Here is a 22,891-nt window from a genome sequence, read left to right on the forward strand (position 1 = left end):
ACGATGGATATTAAACAGTTAAAATACTTAATCGCACTCGACGAGACCCGGCACTTTGGTAAAGCGGCCTCGCAGTGCAACATCACCCAGCCGACCCTCTCCATGCGCATCCGCAGCCTGGAAGAGGAGCTGGGGCTGGTGCTGATTGTTCGCGGGCAGCGCTTTGAAGGGTTTACGCCGGAGGGTGAACGCATCCTCGCGTGGGCCCGCGCCCTGCTGGCCGCGCACGACGGGTTACAGGCGGAAGCCGCGCTGTGCAAAGGCCAGGTGGTGGGCGAATTACGTCTGGGGATGGTGCCGCTGGCGAGCGTGGATCCGATGATTTTCATTCGCCTGCTGACGCAAAAATACCCGGAGCTGACCTACAGCCTCTATTCCATGTCCTCAGCGCAGATTGCCGACGGCGTTAGCCGTAATCAGCTTGAGCTGGGAATTTGCTATCTCAACAGTATCGACACCAGTCTGTTCGACATTATCCAACTGCCAAAAACGAAGATGGGCCTGCTGCACGACACCCGCCATTTCCAGCTCGGCCAGGCAACGCTGACCTGGCGCGACCTGACGGATTTTCCGCTGGGTTTCCTGACCAAAGGGATGCATTACCGGGCGCATATGGAGGCCAGCTTTAACGCTGCCGGCATCGAACCGACGTCCGTTTTCGAGAGCGACTCGACGTTCCAGATCATTCAGGCGGTTCAGAGCGGCGTGTGCTGCGCCGTGATGCCGCTGAATAACGGGCTGGAGGCACTGAACGGCAATTTCAGGATTGTCCCCATCGCCGACGCGAACATTGAGGCTCCTGTCGGCCTGATTATGCGCAGGCAGAAGCCCGTCTCCTCGCTGGCGCTGCGCTGCTTTACCGACGCGCAGGAGATTTATCACGCGGACAATGAGGCGTAGGCCTGGCGCGTCACCACGCTAAAACCGCCGATCAGCACCGCGTCGCAAGCCTCCTGATGTACCGGTGAACTCACCAGCTCGCGTAGCGCATCGCGAATGGCGTTCAGCGTTTCAGGCGAGGTGTTATGCGAAGTAATCAGCGGCAATCCCGGCGTCAGCGGGGTACGGTCAATGATCGCCAGCCCCGCAAGCCGTTCCGGCTCATGGCGCTGCAGCAGTGCCCAGGTCACGCAGTCGATAGCCGCGATATCCCCTGCCCCGCGTTTCACATCAATCAGCGACTGGCGATGGCTGCCGCTAAAGGACGTTTGCGCGAAAAATGGACCGTCAGCGGTCAGGGGAGCCACTTTTTTTCGCAGCGCATTGTAGCCGGACTGCGAGTCCGGGGAATTACAGACCGCACGACGTCCGCGAAAATCCGCCAGCTTGAGATGCCGATCCTCCTCGCGCACCACCAGAAAACTGCGGTACTGGATCCCTTCGCAGCCCGGTGCCGTGTAGTGAAAACAGCCGACCACCTGCACGTCCGGCAGTTGCGTGACCAGCGGATAACCGCAGGTCTGGCTGAGGATTAGCGCAGGCTGTTGCCAGTGGGTCAGCAGGTCAGACCCTGGCTCGCCGGGGTCACGATCGACGGATACACCGCGCGCAGCCAGCAGCCCCTTGACCGCCAGCCAGAGCGCGCGGGTGTCGGCGCGATCCACACCATACATGGGAAACGCCAGCAGGTTACTCATACCCTTCCCCCTGTTGTTTTCCGGGGTGAACGGTGACGTCGACGGGTCTGACCCAGAACTGACGCAGCCATTCACCATAGCCCCTGACGAGAAAACCGTGGTTTCGCTGCTGGTACGCCTCCCGGTTTTGCTGGTAGATCGCCTTCAGCCCGTACCAGGGAACGCCCGGCAGATCGTGATGTACTGAATGGTAGTTGAGATTCAAAAACAGTACCCGCCAGAACAGCCCGGCCTCGTTAATAACAGAGCGCGCCAGCGGATCGTCCGCCGCGCGATGTTCGAAAAACGATCGGACCTTGGTCAGCGCCAGCGCCGGATAACTGACCGCCAGCACGAACCAGACGGGTGAAAAACCGGTATGCGTCATCCAGGCGAAGAGCGCCACCAGCAGCAAAACGTGAACCAGCCACATCGTCATTGCCCGCAGTTGAAGATGACGAAATGCCGTCACGGCGCAGCCCAGCGTCTGAAGGATATCCAGCAGCGGCGCCAGCACTAGCCGCCCGGCAAAGGTATTCCGGGCGCGGATCGCACGTTTCTGCAAAGGGGAAAAGCGCGCCCAGCGCTCGTCGGTAAAATAGTACGACTCAGGGTCATCCACCGGATGGGTCAGGCTATGGTGCCGATGATGGGCGAGATGGGAGTCCCGGTACAGGCCATACGGATACCAGACCGACAGCGGGAGCGTGCCAAACAGCTGGTTGAGCCAGGCAAAACGCGTGGGGTGTCCGTGGATCAGCTCATGCTGCAGAGACATGTACCAGGCGGTAAACCCGATGAGCAGCAGCGTGGCGGGCAGCAGGCCGAGCGTTTGCCAGAACGTCAGCGTGGCAAACCAGCCTGCATAAATAGTAACGATCAACAGCCACGTGGGCAGTTCGCTTCGCCACAGGAATCCCGACGCGAGACGGTGGATTTGATTGCGTTGTTGCGGATGTAAATAGAGGGAGCTTCGTTTACCCATTCCTTCAGACGCCGTTTCGCCAGAGACAGTGTCCTGACGATCGGGGATAACGCCTGAAATAACAAAGAACTTAAATCGCTTTGCTTTGCCAGAAACGTGGGGCGCACGTGTTGCTTGACTTATTCTGTGATAAAGGTACTTTTCAGGACATGAAGAAGATCCTGATTATTGTTCCCGACGGCGGCATGCTGTTTGAAGCCGCCGGTATCGCCGACATTCTGATGCAGGCCAACCGGCTGCATCCGGAAGGGCTTGCGCGCCCCCGCTACCGGATTATCATCGCCACCACGCAGCCTCACCAGGTGATCCACGGCCAGTCCGGCCTGAATTTGCTGGCGGACTATCGTCTGCCGGAGCTGGATCCGCGTGAAGCGCTGGATACCATTATCATCACCGGACGCGGCATGAACGAGCTGGAGAGCACGGCGGTGGTAGACTGGCTGCATCTCGCTGCGCCACATGCCCGGCGCGTCGCCTCTATCTGCGGCGGCGCGATGCTGCTGGCCCAGACCGGCTTGCTGGACGGTCGGCGCGCGACCACCCACTGGCGGCTGCTGGAGACGATGCAAACCCAGTATCCGGCTATCCACGTCGAAGGCGGTCCGCTGTATATTCAGGATGGCCCCATCTGGACCTCCGGCGGCGTGAGCTCCGGGTTCGATCTGACCCTGGCGCTGGTGGAAGACGACTACGGATTTACCCTCGCCCGCGACGTGGCGCAGGATATGGTGATGTATCTGCGCCGTCCCGGCGGCCAGCTGCAGTTCAGCCGTTACAGCCTGCAGCAGCCTGGCACATCCGGCCCGATAAGCGACCTGCAAGCCTGGCTCCTGCAGAACCTCACCGCCGACCTGTGCGTGGAAAATCTGGCCGAGAAAGCGGCGATGAGCCCGCGTAATTTTACCCGCGTGTTTACCCGTGAAACCGGCGTCTCTCCTGCCCGCTACGTGACCGAAGCGCGTCTGGCCGCCGCTCGCCAGCTGCTTGAGCAGACCAGCGATTCCCTTGAGCGCATAGCCGAGCAAAGCGGGTTTGGTACCAGTATTAATTTGCGACGCGTGTTCGAGAAACAGCTCCACCTCACGCCTGGCGAATACCGCCAGCGTTTCCATTGCCGCAGGATGGCATAATCTGATCCTTTTTTGTCGTTTACGCCAACCGACCCGCCGCCTACAGTGACTCCAGACAACAGAGATAAGGAGTGCACCATGGTTAAGGTCGGTATTAACGGTTTCGGCCGTATCGGACGTAATTTCCTGCGCGCGGCGCTGGGTAACCCGGATCTGCAGATTGTGGCCATTAACGATCTGACAGACAGTAAAACCCTCGCCCACCTGCTGAAACATGATTCCCTTCTGGGCAAGCTGCCCGCGCCCGTTGAAGCGGCAGACGGCGCGCTGCAGGTAGACGGACAGCGGATCGCCGTATTTAGCGAACGCGATCCGGCGAATATCCCATGGCGTGATGTCGGCGTTGACGTGGTGATTGAGGCCACCGGCTTCTTTACCGAGCGGGAAAAAGCGGCAGTGCATATCACCCACGGCGGCGCTAAGCGCGTCATCATTTCCGCCCCCGGGAAGAACGACGACCTGACGATTGTGATGGGGGTTAATCATGAGCAGTACGATCCCGCCCGACACACGGTGGTGAGTAACGGGAGTTGCACCACGAACGGTCTGGCACCGGCCGCTCAGGTGCTGCATCAGCAGTTCGGGATTGAGCATGGCCTGATGAATACCACGCATGCCTACACCAACAGCCAGGCGCTGCACGACCAGCCGGAGAAAGATCTACGCGGCGCACGCGCGGCGGCGCTGTCGATAGTGCCTTACTCCAGCGGCGCGGCGAAAGCGCTGGGGAAAGTGATCCCCTCCCTTGACGGCAAACTGACCGGGTACTCCCTGCGCGTGCCGGTGCCGGTGGTGTCGATTGTAGATTTGACGGTAACGCTGAGCCGGAACGTGACCGCCGACGAGGTGAATGACGCGTTCCGCAATGCTGCCACCAGCGGGCCCCTGAAAGGCGTTCTGGGCTATAGCGATGAACCGCTGGTCTCCAGCGATTACCAGGGCGACCCACGCTCCTCGATTATCGACGGGCTTTCCACGCTGGTGATTGGCGGGAACATGGTGAAGATCCTGGCGTGGTACGACAACGAGTGGGGATTCTCAAACCGCCTGGTGGATTTGGCGGTGCTGATGGATAAGAAAGGGCTGTAAGCCATACCTTGATGCCGGGTGGCGCTTGCGCTTACCCGGCCTACACTTTATATCATCATTAAGTAATATCCCCCCCTCGCAGAATATATAATTCAAGATAATCTTACGCTTATTCAATACTTTCCAATTCATCGTATCAATTATAAAAAAGCATCGATTAACTTAGATAATAGGATAGTGGTTATTCTTTATTTTACTTATAAAAGTGCGAGTGCGATCACTTTCTTTAGACGATAACGTAGACCATGATAAACCCTGTAAACAACAGGGACTTATTATGTATTACAGCAAGGAAATTATAGAAAGAATTGGATCCGATAAAAATCTCGCAGTAAGGCTCGATCGTGCCGTCGCGGGGGTGAAGGATGGTGTCATAGAATATTTAAACAATCTTGGTGATGCTACCACGCGATTGCTTTATTATACGTCTTGCTTTACAGACAATTATCAGGATGTCTGTACAAAATTGGGTTCGGAAGATTTGAGGTTCTTAGCAGGAGTCGCCGAACTTGTTAAGCATAGAGATGTAATTTCTAGAATGGTAAGGATTTATATTGAAACGATGCTTCAGAACAAATCCATTATTCAAAGAAAAAACATTCTCGAAAAAACAATACCATTTACAACAAACTATTCAGTAAAGCAAGTATCTAAGAATGGTTTGATTTATGCCGTCACGTCATACATCTGTTATGGTAATAACATGAACGCGGCCGTAAAAAGTGCATTTATGAAAAAGGTTGGTTTGAGCACAGGAGGTGTAATTACCGTATTAAACCTTTACGCTATAGTTCAGCATGCGGCAGACAGCGCAAATACACTTAAAAAATTTCAACCGTTATTTTACCATGCGCTGTATGTTGAAAAGCTGGAAATGATGTATTTCCTTATTGAACCGGTGATAATGAAAGCCGGGTATCTTAACTTAAACACTGCATCCGATAGCGAAATTGCTGATGCGCTGAATAGAATGATGCGATAATGTGGCCATCAATAAAAGCATTTTTGATACAATTTTTAAAAAGTTCCTTACAAGACATTATGGATGATTTTTTTTGGTATGGCACTGGAATATTCGCCATCATTCTTGGTGCCGTCGTAGTGAGTTTTATAGAAAACGAAAAAATTGCACTACGAATCGTTGGGATTATTGTATTAGTTGTGTACTTCATTGCATTTCGTTACAAAACAAAGGATGAATAAATGTCTACACCAGCCCATATATGGTTTACTGATGAAAATAACGCGCCTGTTTTAGGCGAGTGTTTAATGCCTACAAGATTGGGCTCTACCGAACTAAAATCGTTTAACCACTCTGTCTGGATCCCCACCTGTTCCAACACGGGAAAACTTACGGGAACACGCCTTCATGTTCCAATTACCTTTGAAAAAGAAATAGACCGCATCACACCCTATTTATTTCGTGCTGTATGTACAGGCAAAACCTTCAAATCAGCATTGATTAAAATGTATAAATTTGATGACGCCGGTATTGAGCGTGAATACTTCAACATCATACTGGAAAACGTAAAGATAACAAGGATCTCGCCAGTATTGCACCCGCTCGGTATCGCAAGTGCGCATATGGAAGAAGTCGAACTCCGCTATGAATCGATCGAATGGAAATATTGCGACGGGAACATCATGTTTAAAGACACATGGAATGAAAGAGCGGTAGCTTAGAACAATGGACACCCGTTAAGCCCCTCTCCCAAAGGAGAGGGAAAGCACTCACTCTGCTTTAACTTTCACGCCCATAAACACAATCACCATCGCCATCACCAGCAGGAAACCGCTTCCCGCGAATACGCCGCTGGCACCGTTGAGGTCAAATACCGCCCCGCCCCCGGCCGCTCCGGCACTGATTGCCAGCTGAATTGAGGCCACCAGCAATCCTCCTGCACTTTCGGCTTCATCCGGAACAGTGGTGGCAAGCCAGGTTGACCAGCCCACCGGAACCAGACCGAATGCAAAGCCCCACAGCGCGACCAGGAACCCGTCCAGCATAGCCAGATGACCAAACGCCACCATCGTGAGCGCGAGAACGCCCATCGCGAACGGCACCAGCGCCAGCGTCAGGCGCAGATTACGTGCCAGCAGATGCCCGGCAACGGAGGTGCCGACAAAGTTGGCCAGCCCAAAACCCAGCAGGATCAGCGAAATGGTCTCAACGCTCGCCTGCCCCACCGTTTCCAGGAACGGACGCAGGTAGGTAAAGAAGGCGAAATGGCCGCTGAAGATCAGGATGGTCGCCAGCATGCCGCCGATCATCCCAGGACGACGCAGCACGCGGAACAGCGTACTCAGGCTACCGCTGCTCTCCGGCTTCATGGACGGCAGTACCCACAGCTGCCACAGCAGCGCCAGCATGCTCGGCAGGATGCAGAGAACAAAGACGTTGCGCCAGCCAATCAGGCTGCCCAGATAGCTGCCGAGCGGCGCCGCGACCACCGTGGCAATTGATACGCTGGAGAAGATCACCGCCAGCGCCTTCGGCACTTTATCCGCCGGCACCAGACGCATCGCCGTGGCCGTCGACATCGCCCAGAATCCCCCGATGGCTACCCCCAGCAGCAGACGCCCCATCAGCAACACGTGCAGCGTCGGCGCAAAGGCTACCAGCAGACTGGAGATAATTTGCAGGACCGAGAAAAACATCAGCATCCAGCGGCGGTCGATACTTTTGGTGGCTGGGGTAATCAGCAGCCCGGTGACAAGTGCCACCAGCGCGGTGGCGGTGACGGCCTGTCCGGCCATTCCCTCACTTACGCCCAGGCTCGCGGCCATCGGCGTTAACAGACTGGCGGGCAGAAATTCTGCCGTAATCAAACCAAACACCCCCAGCCCCAGTGAATAGACGGCCCGCCAGGCGGGTTTTGCAGGCGCTACAGCCTCGCTCGCCGCGACACATGAATTCATCTGTTTTTCTCCCGTTATAAAAATGTGACAACTGTCGCAAAAGCATAGAAGGTTCACCCTGGACGATCTATGACATATAATCTCCACTTATTGATTATTCGTCCGGAGTTGCGCCATGACCGTACAGTCACCCGATTTGATCAGCGAACTTTTACGCGGCATGCGCCTTTCAGGGGTGAAATACCGACGGATTGAAGCCAGCTCGCCGTTTGGCGTTGCGTTCCATCAGGCGCCCGGCAGGGCGCAGTTTCATTTTGTGAGCCACGGCAGCGCCCTGCTGCGAATGGAAAGCGGTGCCACGTTCGAACTGAGTAGCGGGGACGCCCTGTTTATTCCGGGCGGTAATTCCCATGCCCTGCTCTCCGACGAGCGGGCAACCATTACGCCCATCAATGCCTTTCCCAGCGAGCCCATCTGCAGCTCGGTGTGTGCCATCACCTGCGAGCCCTGTCCGGAAAGCGAGAACACCATCATCTTTAGCGGGTGCATGGATTTTGAGCTTGGCGGGATGCAGCCGCTGATCAAGGCGATGCCGGAAGTGATGATGGTCAGCCGGTTGATGTCCACCTGGCCGGAGATCCACCCGCTGCTGGCGGCGATGGAGCGGGAATCGGTGGCGCGTCAGGCCGGGTACGCCGGGATCCTTGCGCGCCTGGCCGACGTGGTGGCGGCGTTAATCGTGCGCGGCTGGGTTGAAGGCGGCTGTGGTAAAGCCACCGGCTGGGTGCAGGTTCTGCGCGACCCGCGCCTGAGCCGGGCCATTTACGCCATGCACCAGCAGCCCGGCCTGAACTGGAGCGTGGCGGATCTGGCAAAAGAAGCGGGCACGTCCCGTTCCGTGTTCGCCGAACGGTTTCTGGCCGCGACGGGAACCACCCCGGCAAAATATCTCAGCGAGCTGAGGATGCGGCTGGCCATCCAGTACATTCGCCACGAAAATCAACCGATTGAAACCGTCGCGCTGCGGCTGGGGTACGGCTCTCTGGCGGCATTTAGCCGGGCGTTTAAGCGCATTATTGGACATGCGCCGGGCACGCTGCGGGAAGCCAGCCAGACGCCGGAAGAGGTCTGACTGGCCAGCAATATTTAACGCGAAGCGGGCAATATTCGTCTAAGGTTTTCAGGTGATTGACGACAGCGGTCACGCTGTTTAGTGAAGACAGGAGACGAACTGATGATAAGACCTCGTACACTACGCCCCGCGTTCTTGCCCCTTGCGTTAGGAGGCGCGCTGCTCGGCGTAACGACATTGGGTTATGCCAATGATAGCCCCGCAACCCAGACAACTTCGCCCGATATTTTGCTGGGCCCGCTGTTTAATGATGTGCAAAGTGCCAAACTGTTTCCCGATCAGAAAACCTTCGCTGATGCCGTCCCCAAAAGCGACCCGCTGATGATTCTGGCGGATTATCGGATGCAGCACACACAGTCCAGCTTTGACTTACGCCACTTTGTCGAGATGAACTTCACGCTCCCTGCGGAAGGGGAAAAATATGTTCCGCCTACCGGGCAAAGCTTACGTGAGCACATCGACGATCTCTGGCCCGTACTGACGCGCACCACGGATAAAGCCAGCAACAAATGGGATTCCCTTCTGCCGTTACCCAAACCTTACGTTGTGCCCGGCGGACGTTTTCGCGAGGTCTACTACTGGGACAGCTATTTCACCATGCTGGGCCTGGCAGAGAGCGATCACTGGGACAAAATCAGCGACATGGTGGATAACTTTGCGTATGAGATTGACACCTTCGGCCACATTCCCAACGGCAACCGCAGCTATTACCTGAGCCGATCCCAACCGCCGTTCTTCTCGCTGATGGTGGAACTGCTGGCAACGCACGACAGCGATGCGCTGAAGAAGTATCGTCCGCAGATGGAGAAAGAGTATGCCTACTGGATGGACGGCGTCGACGCCCTTCAGCCGGGGCAGGCTAACAAACGCGTGGTGAAACTGGATGACGGCGCTATCCTCAACCGCTACTGGGACGACCGCGATACCCCACGCCCGGAGTCCTGGCTTGACGATGTGAATACCGCCAAAAGTAACCCTAACCGACCTGCGACCGAGATCTACCGCGATTTGCGTTCCGCTGCGGCCTCGGGCTGGGACTTTAGCTCCCGCTGGATGGACGACCCGCAAAAACTCGGCACCATCCGGACCACCAGCATTGTGCCCGTGGACCTGAACGCCCTGATGTTCAGGATGGAAAAACTGCTGGCGCGGGCAAGCCAGGAGAGTGGCGACGCCGCCAGCGCAAGCAAATACGAGGCGCTGGCAACGGCGCGTCAGAAAGCCATCGAGAGCCACCTGTGGAATGATAAAGAGGGCTGGTACGCGGATTACGATCTGAAGAGCAAGAAGGTACGCAATCAGCTCACGGCGGCAGCCCTGTTCCCGCTTTACGTGAAGGCGGCGGCGCAGGATCGGGCCGATAAAGTCGCCGCGGCAACCTCATCGCGCCTGTTGAAACCGGGCGGTCTTGCGACCACCACCGTCAATAGCGGCCAGCAGTGGGATGCACCAAACGGCTGGGCCCCGTTGCAATGGGTGGCCGCAGAAGGGCTGCAGAATTACGGGCAAGAGAAGGTCTCGATGGATGTGACCTGGCGCTTCCTGAAGAACGTTCAGCATACTTACGATCGGGAAAAGAAACTGGTCGAAAAATATGACGTGTCGACAACCGGTACGGGCGGTGGCGGCGGCGAGTATCCGCTGCAGGACGGATTCGGCTGGAGTAACGGTGTGACGCTGAAAATGCTGGATCGGGTCTGTCCGAAAGCAAAACCATGCGACAGCGTGCCGGAGAATCAGCCTGCAGCGAATGATGAGGCTGCGCCGGTGAAAGCTGCGGCGCAGTAAGGGTATTGCCGGGTGGCGGCTACGCCTTACCCGGCCTACATTTTGAACTCACAGGAATTTACTCAGAAACTGTAACTCGCCCCTAACTGATACGTCCTGTCACGCCCAATCCAGCAGTTGGTCGCGTCGTAGCAGGTCAGCGTCTCTTTATTGGTGATGTTCTGCGCGCTGGCTTTAAGCGTTAACCCTGCCAGCGAGGGCAGGATTTCGCCCATCCGGTAGGAAGCCGCCAGATCGTACTGGGTGGTGCCGCCCAGTTTTCCCATATCGTTTGCCGGAGAGATTTCCATCGGCCCGGTGTAGCGTGCGCCCGCCCCCAGCATCAGCCCTTTCAGCGGCGTGTTCTCAAAGGTGTAATCACCCCAGAGGTTGAAGGCATTCTCCGGGACCTGCGTTGGACGTTTACCTTTGTACTTGTCATCTTCCCGGTTGATCGCGTGGGTGTACGCATAGTTGGCAATCAGCGTCAGGTTATCAGTAGGGCGGCTGATGGCGGACAGCTCTGCGCCTTTAGATTCCACTTCCCCGGTCTGACGATAGTTCAGGAAGCCCGGATCGGAGGTGACGACATTTTTCTGACGGATGTTAAACACCGAGGCGGTAAAGGTGGTAGCGTAGTCGGCCAGCAGATATTTTACCCCGCCTTCAACCTGCTTGCTGGTGGTCGGCTTGACGTCTTTCGCCGTGAGCGTTCCCTGCGGTGACACCGGTGCAAAACCTTCTGAATAGCTGATAAATGGCGAAATCCCGTTATCGAAGGCGTAAAGCGCACCCAGGCGTTTGGTGACGCGATCCTGCGATACCCAGGCTTTATCACCGTTTTGCAGGTAGTTGGTGGTGACGGAGCGGTAATCGTCGTAGCGCAGGCTGCCCAGCAGGTTGAGGCCGCCAAACTCTACCTGATCCTGCAGGTAGTAGCCGTTTTGCTGGTAGCTGAGACGGTTTTTCTGGGCGGTATACAGTCCCAGCGCGCTTTCCTGGATCTGCGAATAGTCAGGATGACGCATATCGATACCCGGCGTGGCCGACGCGTAGCGATAATGGAAATGGGAGTTCAGCTTCTGATAGTCAAACCCGGCCAGCAGATGGTGTTTCCAGTCACCCAGCGCAACGGTTTTGGTCACCTGGTTGTCGATGTTGAAACTCTTAAGGTCTTCATCGGTGGTATAAGCAAAGCGGTTGAGCTGATACACCTCGCTTCCCGTCCCTGTCGCGTAGACGCTGCGCTGGTGGGTATCGACGTCGAAATAGCGCGCTTTCTGATTAAAGCCCCAGCCGCTGTCAAATTCATGTTCAAAGCTGTAGCCCAGCATCCACTGACGCTGCTTAAACCCGCTCCATTCATCTCCGGCATAATCCCGGCGATCGGCATATTTCGAGCGCAGATAAGCGAGCGGCAGTGGGTCAGACGGCGTCAGGCTCGGGGTGTTTTGCGCCAGCGCGTCCAGGGTAAGGCGGGTTTTACTGTCGGGTTGCCAGGTGACGGACGGCGCAACCAGGTAGTTTTCATACCGGGTGGTGTGCGGCTGATCGTCGTTTTCCGTCGCTTTGCCCAGCAGACGGTAGTTCCAGTCGCTGTCAGCAATCTGCCCGGTTGAATCGAGATAGCCCTCTTTCAGATTACGGTTTCCGGTGTTAACGCCGATCTCGGTTCGGGCTTCTCGCTGCGGTTTTTTACTTTGAATATTCACCAGCCCGCCCGGCGAACCGCCGCCGTAGAGGACCGATGAGGGGCCTTTCAGGATATCCACGCTGTCAATCAGCAGCGGATCGATACGCGCTTTGGTATTGCCGGTGACGTTATAGGGCAGCTGCAGCCCGTTGTAGAACTCCTGGTCGACGGTAAAGCCACGAATTTTATATTCGCTCATGTAGGAGGTATTCCCCCGCACCTCGGTTGAGACGCCTGGGGCATAGCGCAGGATTTCATTCACCGAATTCGCGTGACGCTTTTCAATTTCCGGCGCAGAAACGGTCGTAATGACCTGCGGCGTTTTACTTTCGGCAACGGCCGATTTCGTGGCGCTGTTCGTCCAGGCCGGCAGCGCGCTGCCCTGTTCTGAGCCCGTGACGACGATGGTGGATTCTTCGGCGAACGCCGGGACCTGCAATGCCAGCGTAACAGCGCCTGCCAGGGCGCAAAGCGTAAAACGTGAGGTATTCATAATGTCGTCTTGTTGTTAGATGCAATACGGAACGACAATTATTATCATTTAGATTAACAAATCAATACTCAGGCAAAAAAACGGCCCTCCGCAGAGAGCCGTTTATGTCAATTTATGCTCGTCGCAGTAACCTGAATATGCCCAGCACCACAATGGCACCCACGACAGCGACCAGAAAACTGTGCAGGTCGAAACCACTTATGTTGCCTCCAAAGCCAAACATCGTCGCCAGCCAGCCGCCCACAACCGCACCAACGACCCCGAGTACACAAGTCAAAATAAAGCCGCCACCATCGTTTCCCGGCATGATCAGTTTAGCGATAGCGCCAGCAATAAGACCAAAGATAATCCAGGCGATGATACCCATAGCGATGCCCTCTTGCAGGTTTAACGCGTGCGCAGAAAACCTTCTGCACAGCTAACTTAAGTATAGGTCATCGCCGGAAAACCATTTTCATCTCACCGACTTATCTTTGCTTAAACAGGCAAAAAAAACTCACCGGTTTGTATTAAGTTTCATTGCAGATTGCCGATAACGCTAAGACAGTCTGTCATCAATCAAGGAGCCATCCGGCGTGAGTCATTACAGTGAGCAGTTCCTCAAGCAAAATCCGCTGGCTGTATTAGGGGTATTACGCGACCTGCAAAAAGGTGAAGTGCCGCTGCGCATCAGCTGGTCGAATAATCAGTTCATCAGCAAGATCCTTGACGTCTCGCAGGAGCGACTGGTGATCGATTTAGGCAGTCAGGAGTATGAAAACCGCGCGGCGCTGAAAGCGGAGAATATCGCGGTGATGGCAGAAACGCAGGGTGCCAAAGTGGAGTTTGTCCTGTCGCGACTGGAACTGAGCGAATACCAGGGACTCCCTGCTTTTGCTACCCCGCTTCCCACCAATCTCTGGTTTGTTCAGCGTCGAGAATATTTCCGCATCAGCGCCCCGCTCCATCCCGCCTATTTTTGTAAGGCCAAAATGCCGGACAAAAAAGAGATCCGCTTCCGCCTCTTCGATCTGTCGCTGGGCGGCATGGGCGCACTGATGGATACGCCGAAACCTGACGGACTGGTAGAGGGCATGCGGTTTACGCAAATCGAACTGGATATGGGTGGCTGGGGTCGCTTTTATTTCGATGCACAGCTGATAGCCATCAGCGACCGCACCGTCGTGGACAGCAAAAATGAAACCATCACCACGCCGCGTCTGAGCTTCCGTTTCCTGAACGTCGGGCCCGGTGCAGAGCGTGAGCTACAGCGCATCATCTATTCTCTCGAGCGGGAGGCGCGGGAACGCGCAAATAAAGTCCTGTGAAGAAAATCGGGCAGCGTGACCGCCGCCCGTCTGCGGCATTACATGGCATCCATCGCTTTCTGTACTTTCCAGATATAACGAGGCGCCTGTGGTGCCGGGTGGTTTTTCGCCACATGTTCAAAGAACTCGTCTTTGTCCATGCTGTTAATCTCTTCTATCGCCTCTTTACGGTCAGAAGAGAAGGTTCTGAGCAACGCGCCGGCACCGTTAACGTAAGACACCACCAGCGCGTACTGCATCACCTCCGGATCCTGAATCCCCTTCAGCACGCCATGCTCCATTATGCTCAGATAGGCCGTACCCATTGAAATGTTGCGTTCCGGGTTCTTCAGCTCGCTGGTCGACGGTTGACCGCTCCAGCCCATATAGCGGTAAACTTCTTTCCCCGCCGTTGACGCTTTAAGCTGCATCAGACCCACCGCGTTGGATTTGCTGACAAGCGTGGGGTTACCGCCGGACTCTACCGCAATGATCGCCGTGATGAGACGCGGACTGACGCCCCAGGCTTTACCGGCTTGTTCACTGATCGGCATCCACTGCATGGCCCGTTTCACCGGCACTTCCGGGTTCCAGGGTGGGTTTTGATAATCATGTTTTGAACTACAGCCAGCGAGCAACACAATCAAAAAAGCAAACCATCTCAATTTCACGTCATCTATCCTTATAGCCGGTCATCGCGGTGCGCCACCTCTTGAAGCAGGCGGCGTATAAGCGGCATGATATAGACAATTAGTTTCTCATTCAGCAAGGAAGTGCCATGTCTCAGTTTCATCTCATCGCGCCGTCGGGCTACTGCATTAACCAGGACGCGGCGCAGCGGGGGGTTCAGCGTTTGCTGGAATCGGGTCATCAGGTAGAAAATCAGACGATTATCCCCCGCCGCCAGCAGCGTTTTGCCGGTACCGAAGCGCAGAGGCTGAATGATATCAATAGTCTGGTGAGCCTGACGGGCGAAAACCGGATTGTGCTTGCAGTCCGCGGCGGATATGGTGCAAGCCGGTTACTGGAGAGCATTGACTGGCAGGGGCTGGCACTGCGCCAGCAGCACGACCCGCTGCTGATTTGCGGCCACAGCGATTTCACCGTCATCCAGCTTGGGCTGCTGGCCCTGCATAACGTTATCACCTTCAGCGGTCCGATGCTGGCCGGTAACTTCGGCGCACCGGAGCTGGATGCGTTTACCGTGGAACATTTCTGGCGCGCGCTGCGTAATCCCACCTACAGCGTGGAGTGGCAAGGCAATGGGCCGCACTGGGAATGTGAAGGCCAGCTCTGGGGCGGTAACCTGGCGATGCTGGTCTCGCTTATCGGCACGCCGTGGATGCCGCAAATCGAGGACGGCATTCTGGTGCTGGAAGATATCAACGAACATCCGTTCCGCGTCGAGCGCATGCTCTTGCAGCTTTATCATGCCGGTATTCTTGAACGCCAGTCCGCGATTGTGCTGGGCAGCTTTAGCGGTTCTGCCCCGAATGACTATGACGCGGGTTACTCCCTTGAGACCATGGTCGACTTCGTTCGCTCGCGGCTGGATATTCCGGTCATCACCGGTCTGGATTTCGGCCATGAACAGCAAACCGTGACTCTGGCGCTGGGGGCGCACGCCTCCCTGATCCACAATGATTCAGGCAGTCGGCTAACCCTCAGCGGCCATCCTGTCATAAAGGCATAAAAAAGCCGTTATACCCCCTTAATAAAACGCTGTTGCCGTTGTTAATATGTTAGGGTTTTAGTAACAGCGTTAACATTGAGGTGGGAGTAAGAGAACATTGGATGCCGCAGCGATAATCAGCCTTTTCATTTTGGGTTCCGTCCTTGTAACCAGCAGTATTTTATTAAGTTCATTTTCATCGCGTCTCGGCATACCTATTCTTGTCATTTTCCTCGCCATCGGCATGCTGGCCGGCATTGATGGCATTGGCGGTATCCCCTTCGATAACTACCCTTTCGCCTACATGGTGAGTAACCTCGCGCTGGCGGTGATCCTGCTGGACGGTGGGATGCGCACCCAGGCGAGCTCTTTCCGCGTGGCCTTAGGGCCCGCGCTGTCGCTCGCCACGGTCGGCGTGCTGATTACCTCTGGCCTGACCGGCATGATGGCCGCATGGCTCTTCCATCTTAATATCATGGAAGGTTTGTTGATTGGTGCTATCGTTGGCTCAACCGATGCGGCAGCGGTGTTTTCCCTGCTCGGCGGAAAAGGGCTTAACGAACGTGTCGGCTCCACGCTTGAGATTGAATCCGGCAGTAACGATCCAATGGCGGTATTTCTCACCATCACGCTGATCGAGATGATTCAGCAGCATGAAAGTGGGCTGAGCTGGATGTTTGCGTGGCATATCCTGCAGCAGTTCGGCCTGGGGATTGTTATCGGTCTGGCGGGGGGCTATCTGTTACAGCAGACGATCAACCGTATATCGCTTCCTTTGGGGCTTTACCCTCTGCTGGCGCTGAGCGGCGGGATTCTCATTTTTGCCGTCACCACCGCGCTGGACGGCAGCGGTATTCTCGCCGTCTACCTCTGCGGGTTCCTGATGGGCAACCGCCCTATTCGCAACCGGCATGCCATTTTGCAGAACTTTGACGGTCTGGCCTGGCTGGCACAAATCGGCATGTTTCTGGTACTGGGCCTTCTGGTCACGCCGTCGGACCTGCTGCCGATCGCCGTTCCGGCGCTGCTGCTGTCTGCGTGGATGATCTTCTTCGCCCGTCCGCTGTCAGTGTTTGCAGGCCTGCTGCCGTTTCGCGGCTTCAACCTGCGCGAGCGGGTGTTCATCAGCTGGGTGGGCCTGCGCGGCGCGGTACCGATTATCCTTGCGGTGTTCCCGATGATGGCCGGTCTGGATAACGCGCGTCTGTTCTTTAACGTGGCGTTCTTCGTGGTGCTGATTTCGCTGCTGTTCCAGGGAACCTCGCTTGGGTGGGCGGCGAAAAAAGCCAAAGTCGTGGTGCCTCCCGTGGGCTGGCCGGTCTCCCGCGTGGGGCTCGACATTCATCCGGAAAATCCGTGGGAACAGTTCGTCTATCAGCTGAGCGCCGACAAATGGTGCGTGGGGGCCTCACTGCGCGATTTGCACATGCCGGCCGAAACGCGCATTGCCGCCCTGTTCCGCGACAATATCCTGTTGCACCCTACCGGCAGCACCCGCCTGCGCGAAGGGGATATTCTCTGCGTCATTGGCCGCGAACGCGACCTGCCCGCGCTGGGCAAACTGTTCAGCCAGTCACCTCCGGTGGCGCTGGATCAGCGTTTCTTCGGCGATTTTATTCTGGAAGCCAGCGCCAGGTTTGCCGATGTCGCGCTGATTTACGGCCTGGATGAGGGGGCTGAAGACGGTGATAACCAGCAAACGCTGGGCGAAATCATCCAGCAGCGGCTTGGCGCTGCCCCGGTAGTAGGAGACCAGGTGGAGTTTGCCGGGATGATCTGGACGGTTGCCGAAAAAGAAGATAACGCGGTACGGAAAGTGGGGTTGAGGCCGATGGAAGAGGAAACGGAGTAGTTGTTTTTTGCCGGGTGGCGGCTTCGCCTTACCCGGCCTACAAAACCCTCGAACGTAGGTCGGGTAAGCGTTAGCGCCACCCGACACAAACATTCGTTACACCGTCACAACCGGCACTCTCGGTGCCAGCGCGCACATCAATTCGTACCCGACCGTGCCCGCCGCGGCAGCCACGTCATCAATCTTAATTTCGTTACCCCACAGCTCGACCGGTGAACCGATGCCCGCCTGCGGGCATGGCGTCAGGTCAACGGCCAGCATATCCATTGATACGGTGCCCACCGTTCCCGTGCGAACCCCATCTACCCAGACAGGCGTGCCGGTCGGCGCGATGCGCGGGTAGCCGTCGGCATACCCGCCCGCCACGATGCCAATCCGCTGCTCGCCCTTTGCCCGGTAGCGGCTGCCGTAGCCCACCGTGTCACCGGCCTTCAACGTCTGCACGCCAATGATTTCACTGCGCAAGGTCATAACCGGCTTCAGGCCGCTGTTGGCGATATCCTGCCACTGGCCTGAGGGAGACGCACCGTAGAGAACAATTCCCGGACGCACCCAGTTATAGTGCGCCTCGGGATGCCACAGCGTAGCCGCCGAGTTGGACAGCGAACGTGGGCAATCCAGCCCTTCTGCCGCCTGCTCAATGCGGACCATGGCATCGGCAATCCCGTCGGTTTTTTCCGCGTCGGCAAAATGCGCCATCAGCGTCATTTCGCCCACGTTCTTCATGGCGCGCAGCTGCTGCCAGACCGTATGCACCCGCTCAGGCTGGAAGCCCAGGCGGTTCATGCCGCTATTCACCTTGAGATAGATATCCAGCGGAGCATGGAGCTTCGCATCCTGAATCGCCTTAATCTGCCAGTTGCTGTGAACGCTGGTGGTCAGCCGATACTTATCCAGCAGCGGCAGATCGTCGGCGTGGAAGAACCCTTCCAGCAGCAGTATGGGCCCTTTCCAGCCGCGCTCGCGCAGCAGAATGGCCTCTTCCAGATTCAGTAGCGCAAAGCCGTCGGTCGCGCTCAGCGCGCTCCAGATACGGTCGATACCGTGGCCGTAGGCATTCGCTTTCACCACCGACCAGACGCGCGAACCAGGTGCCGCCCGACGAACAATTTGCAGATTATCCTTCAGGGCCTGCAGGTTCAGCTGGGCCAGAACAGGACGGGACATGACAACTCCTTAGTTATGCGCGCCGTGCAGATGCTGTGGACGCGAAGGCGTAAACCCCGATTGATAGCGCGCGGCGCTTAAATCGTCAAACGGAATTGCCGGCGTGCGCCCGGAAATCAGGTCGCTCAGTAGCTGGCCCGATCCGCAGGCCATCGTCCAGCCAAGCGTGCCGTGTCCAGTATTGGTCCACAGGTTTTTAAACGGCGTGCGGCCCACGATCGGTGTGCCGTCCGGGGTCATCGGACGCAGGCCGGTCCAGAACGTCGCCTGCTCAACAAAACCCCCGCGCGGGAAGAGATCGCCCACGACCATCTCCAGCGTTTCACGACGCGGCTGCAGCAGCTCGGTATTGAAGCCGACGATCTCTGCCATGCCGCCTACGCGAATACGGTTATCGAAGCGGGTAATGGCGATTTTGTAGGTTTCATCCAGAATGGTCGATACCGGGGCGCCGCTCTCTTCTTTCACCGGAATGGTCAGCGAGTAGCCCTTCAGCGGGTAGACCGGAATGTCGAGAATGCCTTTCAGCATGGCGGTGGAGTACGAACCAAACGCCATCACGTAGGCATCCGCTTTGATCACCTCGTCGCCGCACTTCACGCCGTAAATTTTTTCCCCTTCCGACAGCAGCTTGTCGACAGAGGTGTTGAAGCGGAACTTCACCCCCGCCTGTTCGCACATTTGTGCCAGACGTTGCGTAAAGAGCTGGCAGTCGCCGGTTTCGTCATTTGGCAGGCGCAGGCCGCCCGTCAGTTTATGCGCCACTTCCGCCAGCGCCGGTTCAACCTGGCCAAGCTGGCTGGCCTCAAGCAGCTGGTACGGTACGCCGGCATCTTCCAGCACGGCGATATCGCGGGTGGCATTTTCGTACTGTTGCTCGGTGCGGAACAGCTGCAGCGTCCCGCCCTGACGGCCTTCATACTCAATCCCCGTCGACGCGCGCAGCGCTTTCAGACAGTCGCGGCTGTATTCCGCCAGGCGCACCATACGCCCTTTGTTCTCCATGTAGTGGCGGGTGTCGCAGTTGCGCAGCATCTGCCACATCCACTTCAGCTGGAACTGCGTGCCGTCAAGGCTGATGGCCAGCGGCGCATGGCGCTGGAACATCCATTTAATCGCTTTCAGCGGAACGCCCGGCGCAGCCCACGGTGCCGCATACCCCGGAGAGATTTGCCCGGCGTTTGCCGCGCTGGTTTCAAGCGCTGGACCGGATTCACGATCGATAACGGTTACGTCATGTCCCGCCTGACTTAAATACCAGGCGCTGGTTACCCCAACGACACCACTTCCCAGTATGACAACACGCATAGCCACTCCATTATGTGCAAAAGAACAATCTTCTAATTACAGATTGATAACCTAGTTGAAAATATTATTCAACATACGACTTTTTTATGGTGACTTACCTCACACATCCCCCAGCATCAGGGGATAGTGCTAATTTGGGATCTCCTGCTACGCGTTATTTTTAACCAGCATAATATGCTGAGAGACACCGTTTATTTGCCGTATCAAAAACGCGAAATCGCAAAGAAAAAATTTCTGCCCCAGCACGCTTTTTAACACGTTGATCTATGCTTGATAAGGAGGCTCTCCAGACAGAGAGAGCACCCACAACGAGGGCGCGCTAATGGCTACTATTGATTCCCTGAACAAGGACAACACACGTCTGAGCGATGGACCCGACTGGACCTTCGAGCTGCTGGATGTTTACCTCGCCGAAATCGACCGGGTCGCAAAACTGTATCGTCTGGATACCTATCCCCATCAGATTGAAGTCATTACGTCCGAACAGATGATGGACGCCTACTCCAGCGTCGGGATGCCGATTAACTATCCGCACTGGTCGTTTGGTAAAAAATTTATTGAAACGGAGCGGCTGTATAAGCACGGCCAGCAGGGGCTGGCGTATGAGATTGTCATTAACTCCAACCCGTGTATCGCCTATTTAATGGAAGAGAACACCATTACCATGCAGGCGCTGGTGATGGCGCACGCCTGCTACGGTCATAACTCATTTTTCAAGAATAACTACCTGTTCCGCAGCTGGACGGATGCCAGCTCCATCGTCGATTACCTGATCTTCGCCCGTAAATACATTACCGACTGCGAAGAGCGCTACGGCGTGGACGAAGTGGAAAAACTGCTCGACTCCTGTCATGCGCTGATGAACTACGGCGTGGACCGCTACAAACGTCCGCAGAAAATCTCCCTGCAGGAGGAGAAGGCCCGGCAGAAAAGCCGCGAAGAGTACCTGCAAAGCCAGGTGAACATGCTGTGGCGAACCCTGCCGAAGCGTGAGGAAGAGAAAGCGGTCACCGAAGCGCGTCGTTATCCGTCCGAGCCGCAGGAAAATCTGCTCTATTTTATGGAGAAGAACGCCCCGCTGCTGGAGCCATGGCAGCGTGAGATCCTGCGCATCGTGCGCAAGGTGAGCCAGTATTTTTACCCGCAAAAGCAGACGCAGGTCATGAACGAAGGCTGGGCGACCTTCTGGCACTACACCATTCTTAACCATCTGTACGACGAAGGGAAAGTGACCGAGCGGTTCATGATGGAATTCCTCCACAGCCATACCAACGTGGTCTTCCAGCCGCCCTACAACAGCCCATGGTACAGCGGGATTAACCCGTATGCGCTTGGCTTCGCCATGTTCCAGGACATTAAGCGCATCTGCCAGTCGCCGACGGAAGAAGACAAGTACTGGTTCCCGGATATCGCCGGTTCTGACTGGCTGGAAACGCTGCACTTTGCGATGCGCGACTTTAAGGATGAGAGCTTCATCAGCCAGTTTATGTCGCCGAAGATCATGCGTGATTTTCGCTTCTTCACCGTGCTGGACGATGACCGCAACAACTATCTGGAGATTTCCGCGATCCATAACGAAGAGGGATACCGTGAGATCCGCTCTCGCCTCTCTTCCCAGTACAACCTGAGCAACCTTGAACCGAATATACAGGTATGGAACGTCGATTTGCGCGGTGATCGCTCCCTGACGCTGCGCTATATCCCGCACAACCGCGCGCCGCTGGATAAAGGGCGTAAAGAGGTGCTGAAGCATGTGCATCGCCTGTGGGGCTTTGACGTGCAGCTGGAGCAGCAGAATGAAGACGGGAGCGTAGAGCTGCTGGAACGTTGCCCGACGCGGTTGAATACGCTGTAGTGCAGCTTTTTTTGCCCGGTGGCGCTACGCTTACCGGGCCTACAAGACCCGTAGGTCGGGTAAGGCGAAGCGCCACCGGGCGAAAAAAAACCTCTCATACGAGAGGTTTTTTCTTTTAGCGCGTCTGAATCGCTAAATCACCCGGCAGCGTTTTCTGCATACGGTGCCAGATTTCACCGGAATCATGACCGTAGCGGCGCACCGTCTCATAAACCTGATCGTGCAGGCCTTCAGTACAGAGCTTGCTCAGTTTATGGTAGAAGCCCAGCGCCAGGCTACGCGCTTCCGGATTGGCAAAGTAGTGGCGGCCGATGCGGGTGTAAAGCCCTTTCATACCGTTGAGGATCAGGCCATACACCGGGTTGCCGGAGGCAAACGCCAGGCCGCGAAACACATTGTAATCGAGGGTGGCAAAGGAATCGGCATGATCTTCCACCTCGTTCGCGCTGGCCAGCACCGCAAGGGCGTCTTCCGGATGCTGACGGAAAGCGGTACGAATAAAGATCGTCGCGATGTTGGTGCGAACGGAGAGCAGATTATCAATGAGCTGCGGCACGCTTTCATGGTCGAGACGCGCCAGCGTTTCAAGAATGTTCAGCCCGGAGGTTTCCCAGAAGTTGTTCACTTTCGTAGGCTTACCGTGCTGGATCGTCAACCAGCCATCGCGCGCCAGCCGCTGGAGCACTTCACGCAGCGTGGTGCGAGTGACGCCAATCAGTTCAGAGAGTTCGCGTTCAGCCGGAAGAATGGACCCCGCAGGGAAACGATTATTCCAGATGCTTTCAATGATGTACTCTTCCGCGAAACCCGCCGGGCTCTGCGCCTTAATGACCATAGTGAGATTTCCATTACACAGCTTTAGCAAATTGGACTCATCATACCAGAGGCAGGCAGTGGCAGGTAGCGCGGCAAAGAGAGAAAAGAGGGATCGCCGTTTCATTTTTGTGAAATTTACAATGCAGCCTTATCTGCCTCCAGGCCGCGATT

Annotated in this window: 20 protein-coding genes and 1 pseudogene; 11 read left to right on the top strand and 10 right to left on the bottom strand. The window is 56.2% G+C overall.

Translation table 11 applies throughout. From position 1 onward, the window contains the following. Window positions 1-3 precede the first annotated feature (3 nt). Window positions 4-900, top strand: a complete 897-nt coding sequence (locus FU672_RS01725; RefSeq protein WP_148241906.1) for a LysR family transcriptional regulator — start codon at window positions 4-6, stop codon at window positions 898-900. Here FU672_RS01725 and FU672_RS01730 read toward each other — a convergent pair. Both FU672_RS01730 and FU672_RS01735 read right to left on the bottom strand, forming a co-directional pair. Next, on the bottom strand, window positions 879-1,637 hold the full coding sequence (locus FU672_RS01730; protein WP_148241907.1) for a phosphate/phosphite/phosphonate ABC transporter substrate-binding protein: 759 nt from the start codon (window positions 1,635-1,637) through the stop codon (window positions 879-881). The two genes, FU672_RS01725 and FU672_RS01730, sit on opposite strands and share 22 nt — an antisense overlap. Beyond that, a complete protein-coding gene (locus FU672_RS01735; protein WP_148241908.1) occupies window positions 1,630-2,601 on the bottom strand; it encodes a fatty acid desaturase in 972 nt (323 codons plus the stop codon). The genes FU672_RS01730 and FU672_RS01735 overlap by 8 nt, the downstream gene beginning before the upstream one ends. Before the next feature lie 149 nt (window positions 2,602-2,750). Between FU672_RS01735 and FU672_RS01740 the strand changes: the two genes are divergently transcribed. The 4 genes from FU672_RS01740 to FU672_RS01760 all read left to right on the top strand — a co-directional run bounded on the left by FU672_RS01740 (window position 2,751) and on the right by FU672_RS01760 (window position 6,503). Continuing rightward, the gene (locus FU672_RS01740) at window positions 2,751-3,731 is read left to right on the top strand and encodes a GlxA family transcriptional regulator (RefSeq protein ID WP_148241909.1); all 981 of its coding nucleotides are present in this window, start codon (window positions 2,751-2,753) and stop codon (window positions 3,729-3,731) included. Between the two features lie 78 nt (window positions 3,732-3,809). Next, window positions 3,810-4,820: a type I glyceraldehyde-3-phosphate dehydrogenase gene (gene gap, locus FU672_RS01745; protein WP_148241910.1), complete on the top strand. Its 1,011-nt coding sequence runs from the start codon at window positions 3,810-3,812 to the stop codon at window positions 4,818-4,820. Window positions 4,821-5,097: 277 nt separating this feature from the next. Beyond that, window positions 5,098-5,802 (top strand): hypothetical protein, encoded by a 705-nt coding sequence (locus tag FU672_RS01750; RefSeq protein WP_148241911.1) that lies wholly within the window; start codon window positions 5,098-5,100, stop codon window positions 5,800-5,802. A gap of 221 nt (window positions 5,803-6,023) precedes the next feature. Next, window positions 6,024-6,503, top strand: a complete 480-nt coding sequence (locus FU672_RS01760; protein WP_148241913.1) for an Hcp family type VI secretion system effector — start codon at window positions 6,024-6,026, stop codon at window positions 6,501-6,503. A 48-nt stretch (window positions 6,504-6,551) separates the two neighbouring features. Here the strand turns inward: FU672_RS01760 and FU672_RS01765 are convergent, their stop codons facing one another. Next, complete coding sequence (locus tag FU672_RS01765; RefSeq protein WP_148241914.1) at window positions 6,552-7,739, bottom strand: MFS transporter; 1,188 nt, start codon at window positions 7,737-7,739, stop codon at window positions 6,552-6,554. A gap of 115 nt (window positions 7,740-7,854) precedes the next feature. Here FU672_RS01765 and FU672_RS01770 point away from each other — a divergent pair, with 115 nt between their 5' ends. Both FU672_RS01770 and FU672_RS01775 read left to right on the top strand, forming a co-directional pair. Next, window positions 7,855-8,811, top strand: coding sequence for an AraC family transcriptional regulator (locus FU672_RS01770; RefSeq protein ID WP_148241915.1), 957 nt, complete (start codon window positions 7,855-7,857; stop codon window positions 8,809-8,811). A gap of 102 nt (window positions 8,812-8,913) precedes the next feature. After that, window positions 8,914-10,599 carry an alpha,alpha-trehalase gene (locus FU672_RS01775; protein ID WP_148241916.1) on the top strand — a complete coding sequence of 562 codons (1,686 nt, stop codon included), beginning with the start codon at window positions 8,914-8,916 and terminating at the stop codon, window positions 10,597-10,599. 62 nt (window positions 10,600-10,661) lie between these two features. Here FU672_RS01775 and FU672_RS01780 read toward each other — a convergent pair whose 3' ends face one another. Both FU672_RS01780 and FU672_RS01785 read right to left on the bottom strand, forming a co-directional pair. Next, a complete protein-coding gene (locus FU672_RS01780) occupies window positions 10,662-12,764 on the bottom strand; it encodes a TonB-dependent siderophore receptor (RefSeq protein ID WP_148241917.1) in 2,103 nt (700 codons plus the stop codon). Window positions 12,765-12,876: 112 nt separating this feature from the next. After that, entirely contained in the window at window positions 12,877-13,131 is a 255-nt protein-coding gene (locus FU672_RS01785) for a GlsB/YeaQ/YmgE family stress response membrane protein (protein ID WP_008502662.1), read from the bottom strand. A gap of 208 nt (window positions 13,132-13,339) precedes the next feature. Here FU672_RS01785 and ycgR point away from each other — a divergent pair, with 208 nt between their 5' ends. Then, complete coding sequence (ycgR, locus tag FU672_RS01790) at window positions 13,340-14,071, top strand: flagellar brake protein YcgR (protein WP_148241918.1); 732 nt, start codon at window positions 13,340-13,342, stop codon at window positions 14,069-14,071. A 38-nt stretch (window positions 14,072-14,109) separates the two neighbouring features. Here the strand turns inward: ycgR and emtA are convergent, their stop codons facing one another. Beyond that, on the bottom strand, window positions 14,110-14,721 hold the full coding sequence (emtA, locus tag FU672_RS01795; protein WP_148241919.1) for a membrane-bound lytic murein transglycosylase EmtA: 612 nt from the start codon (window positions 14,719-14,721) through the stop codon (window positions 14,110-14,112). 107 nt (window positions 14,722-14,828) lie between these two features. Here emtA and ldcA point away from each other — a divergent pair, with 107 nt between their 5' ends. Together ldcA and FU672_RS01805 are read left to right on the top strand one after the other, a co-directional pair. Beyond that, window positions 14,829-15,743, top strand: coding sequence for a muramoyltetrapeptide carboxypeptidase (gene ldcA, locus FU672_RS01800; RefSeq protein ID WP_148241920.1), 915 nt, complete (start codon window positions 14,829-14,831; stop codon window positions 15,741-15,743). Between the two features lie 97 nt (window positions 15,744-15,840). Then, the gene (locus FU672_RS01805; RefSeq protein WP_148241921.1) at window positions 15,841-17,574 is read left to right on the top strand and encodes a potassium/proton antiporter; all 1,734 of its coding nucleotides are present in this window, start codon (window positions 15,841-15,843) and stop codon (window positions 17,572-17,574) included. Here the strand turns inward: FU672_RS01805 and FU672_RS25535 are convergent. From FU672_RS25535 to FU672_RS01815, 3 genes and pseudogenes are all read right to left on the bottom strand, one after another. Then, a pseudogene (locus tag FU672_RS25535) lies at window positions 17,518-17,667 on the bottom strand (hypothetical protein); the annotation flags it as partial. The gene FU672_RS01805 and the pseudogene FU672_RS25535 sit on opposite strands and share 57 nt — an antisense overlap. A gap of 3 nt (window positions 17,668-17,670) precedes the next feature. Further along, window positions 17,671-18,741, bottom strand: a complete 1,071-nt coding sequence (dadX, locus tag FU672_RS01810; protein WP_148241922.1) for a catabolic alanine racemase DadX — start codon at window positions 18,739-18,741, stop codon at window positions 17,671-17,673. A 9-nt stretch (window positions 18,742-18,750) separates the two neighbouring features. Continuing rightward, the gene (locus FU672_RS01815; protein WP_032647721.1) at window positions 18,751-20,049 is read right to left on the bottom strand and encodes a D-amino acid dehydrogenase; all 1,299 of its coding nucleotides are present in this window, start codon (window positions 20,047-20,049) and stop codon (window positions 18,751-18,753) included. Window positions 20,050-20,371: 322 nt separating this feature from the next. Between FU672_RS01815 and FU672_RS01820 the strand changes: the two genes are divergently transcribed. Continuing rightward, complete coding sequence (locus FU672_RS01820) at window positions 20,372-21,904, top strand: SpoVR family protein (protein WP_148241923.1); 1,533 nt, start codon at window positions 20,372-20,374, stop codon at window positions 21,902-21,904. Window positions 21,905-22,019: 115 nt separating this feature from the next. Here FU672_RS01820 and fadR read toward each other — a convergent pair whose 3' ends face one another. Continuing rightward, window positions 22,020-22,739 (bottom strand): fatty acid metabolism transcriptional regulator FadR, encoded by a 720-nt coding sequence (gene fadR / locus FU672_RS01825; RefSeq protein ID WP_063143834.1) that lies wholly within the window; start codon window positions 22,737-22,739, stop codon window positions 22,020-22,022. Window positions 22,740-22,891 lie beyond the last annotated feature (152 nt).

It is taken from the genome of Enterobacter asburiae, from assembly GCF_008080435.1.
In the GTDB taxonomy this organism is placed as follows: Bacteria; Pseudomonadota; Gammaproteobacteria; order Enterobacterales; family Enterobacteriaceae; genus Enterobacter; species Enterobacter asburiae_C.

Excerpts from the sequence above, each read along its gene's own strand:
- FU672_RS01725 (WP_148241906.1), top strand. The coding sequence starts at position 4 with ATGGATATTAAACAGTTAAAATACTTAATCGCACTCGACGAGACCCGG.
- FU672_RS01730 (WP_148241907.1), bottom strand. The coding sequence starts at position 1,637 with ATGAGTAACCTGCTGGCGTTTCCCATGTATGGTGTGGATCGCGCCGAC.
- FU672_RS01735 (WP_148241908.1), bottom strand. The coding sequence starts at position 2,601 with ATGGGTAAACGAAGCTCCCTCTATTTACATCCGCAACAACGCAATCAA.
- FU672_RS01740 (WP_148241909.1), top strand. The coding sequence starts at position 2,751 with ATGAAGAAGATCCTGATTATTGTTCCCGACGGCGGCATGCTGTTTGAA.
- gap (WP_148241910.1), top strand. The coding sequence starts at position 3,810 with ATGGTTAAGGTCGGTATTAACGGTTTCGGCCGTATCGGACGTAATTTC.
- FU672_RS01750 (WP_148241911.1), top strand. The coding sequence starts at position 5,098 with ATGTATTACAGCAAGGAAATTATAGAAAGAATTGGATCCGATAAAAAT.
- FU672_RS01760 (WP_148241913.1), top strand. The coding sequence starts at position 6,024 with ATGTCTACACCAGCCCATATATGGTTTACTGATGAAAATAACGCGCCT.
- FU672_RS01765 (WP_148241914.1), bottom strand. The coding sequence starts at position 7,739 with ATGAATTCATGTGTCGCGGCGAGCGAGGCTGTAGCGCCTGCAAAACCC.
- FU672_RS01770 (WP_148241915.1), top strand. The coding sequence starts at position 7,855 with ATGACCGTACAGTCACCCGATTTGATCAGCGAACTTTTACGCGGCATG.
- FU672_RS01775 (WP_148241916.1), top strand. The coding sequence starts at position 8,914 with ATGATAAGACCTCGTACACTACGCCCCGCGTTCTTGCCCCTTGCGTTA.
- FU672_RS01780 (WP_148241917.1), bottom strand. The coding sequence starts at position 12,764 with ATGAATACCTCACGTTTTACGCTTTGCGCCCTGGCAGGCGCTGTTACG.
- FU672_RS01785 (WP_008502662.1), bottom strand. The coding sequence starts at position 13,131 with ATGGGTATCATCGCCTGGATTATCTTTGGTCTTATTGCTGGCGCTATC.
- ldcA (WP_148241920.1), top strand. The coding sequence starts at position 14,829 with ATGTCTCAGTTTCATCTCATCGCGCCGTCGGGCTACTGCATTAACCAG.
- dadX (WP_148241922.1), bottom strand. The coding sequence starts at position 18,741 with ATGTCCCGTCCTGTTCTGGCCCAGCTGAACCTGCAGGCCCTGAAGGAT.
- FU672_RS01815 (WP_032647721.1), bottom strand. The coding sequence starts at position 20,049 with ATGCGTGTTGTCATACTGGGAAGTGGTGTCGTTGGGGTAACCAGCGCC.
- FU672_RS01820 (WP_148241923.1), top strand. The coding sequence starts at position 20,372 with ATGGCTACTATTGATTCCCTGAACAAGGACAACACACGTCTGAGCGAT.
- fadR (WP_063143834.1), bottom strand. The coding sequence starts at position 22,739 with ATGGTCATTAAGGCGCAGAGCCCGGCGGGTTTCGCGGAAGAGTACATC.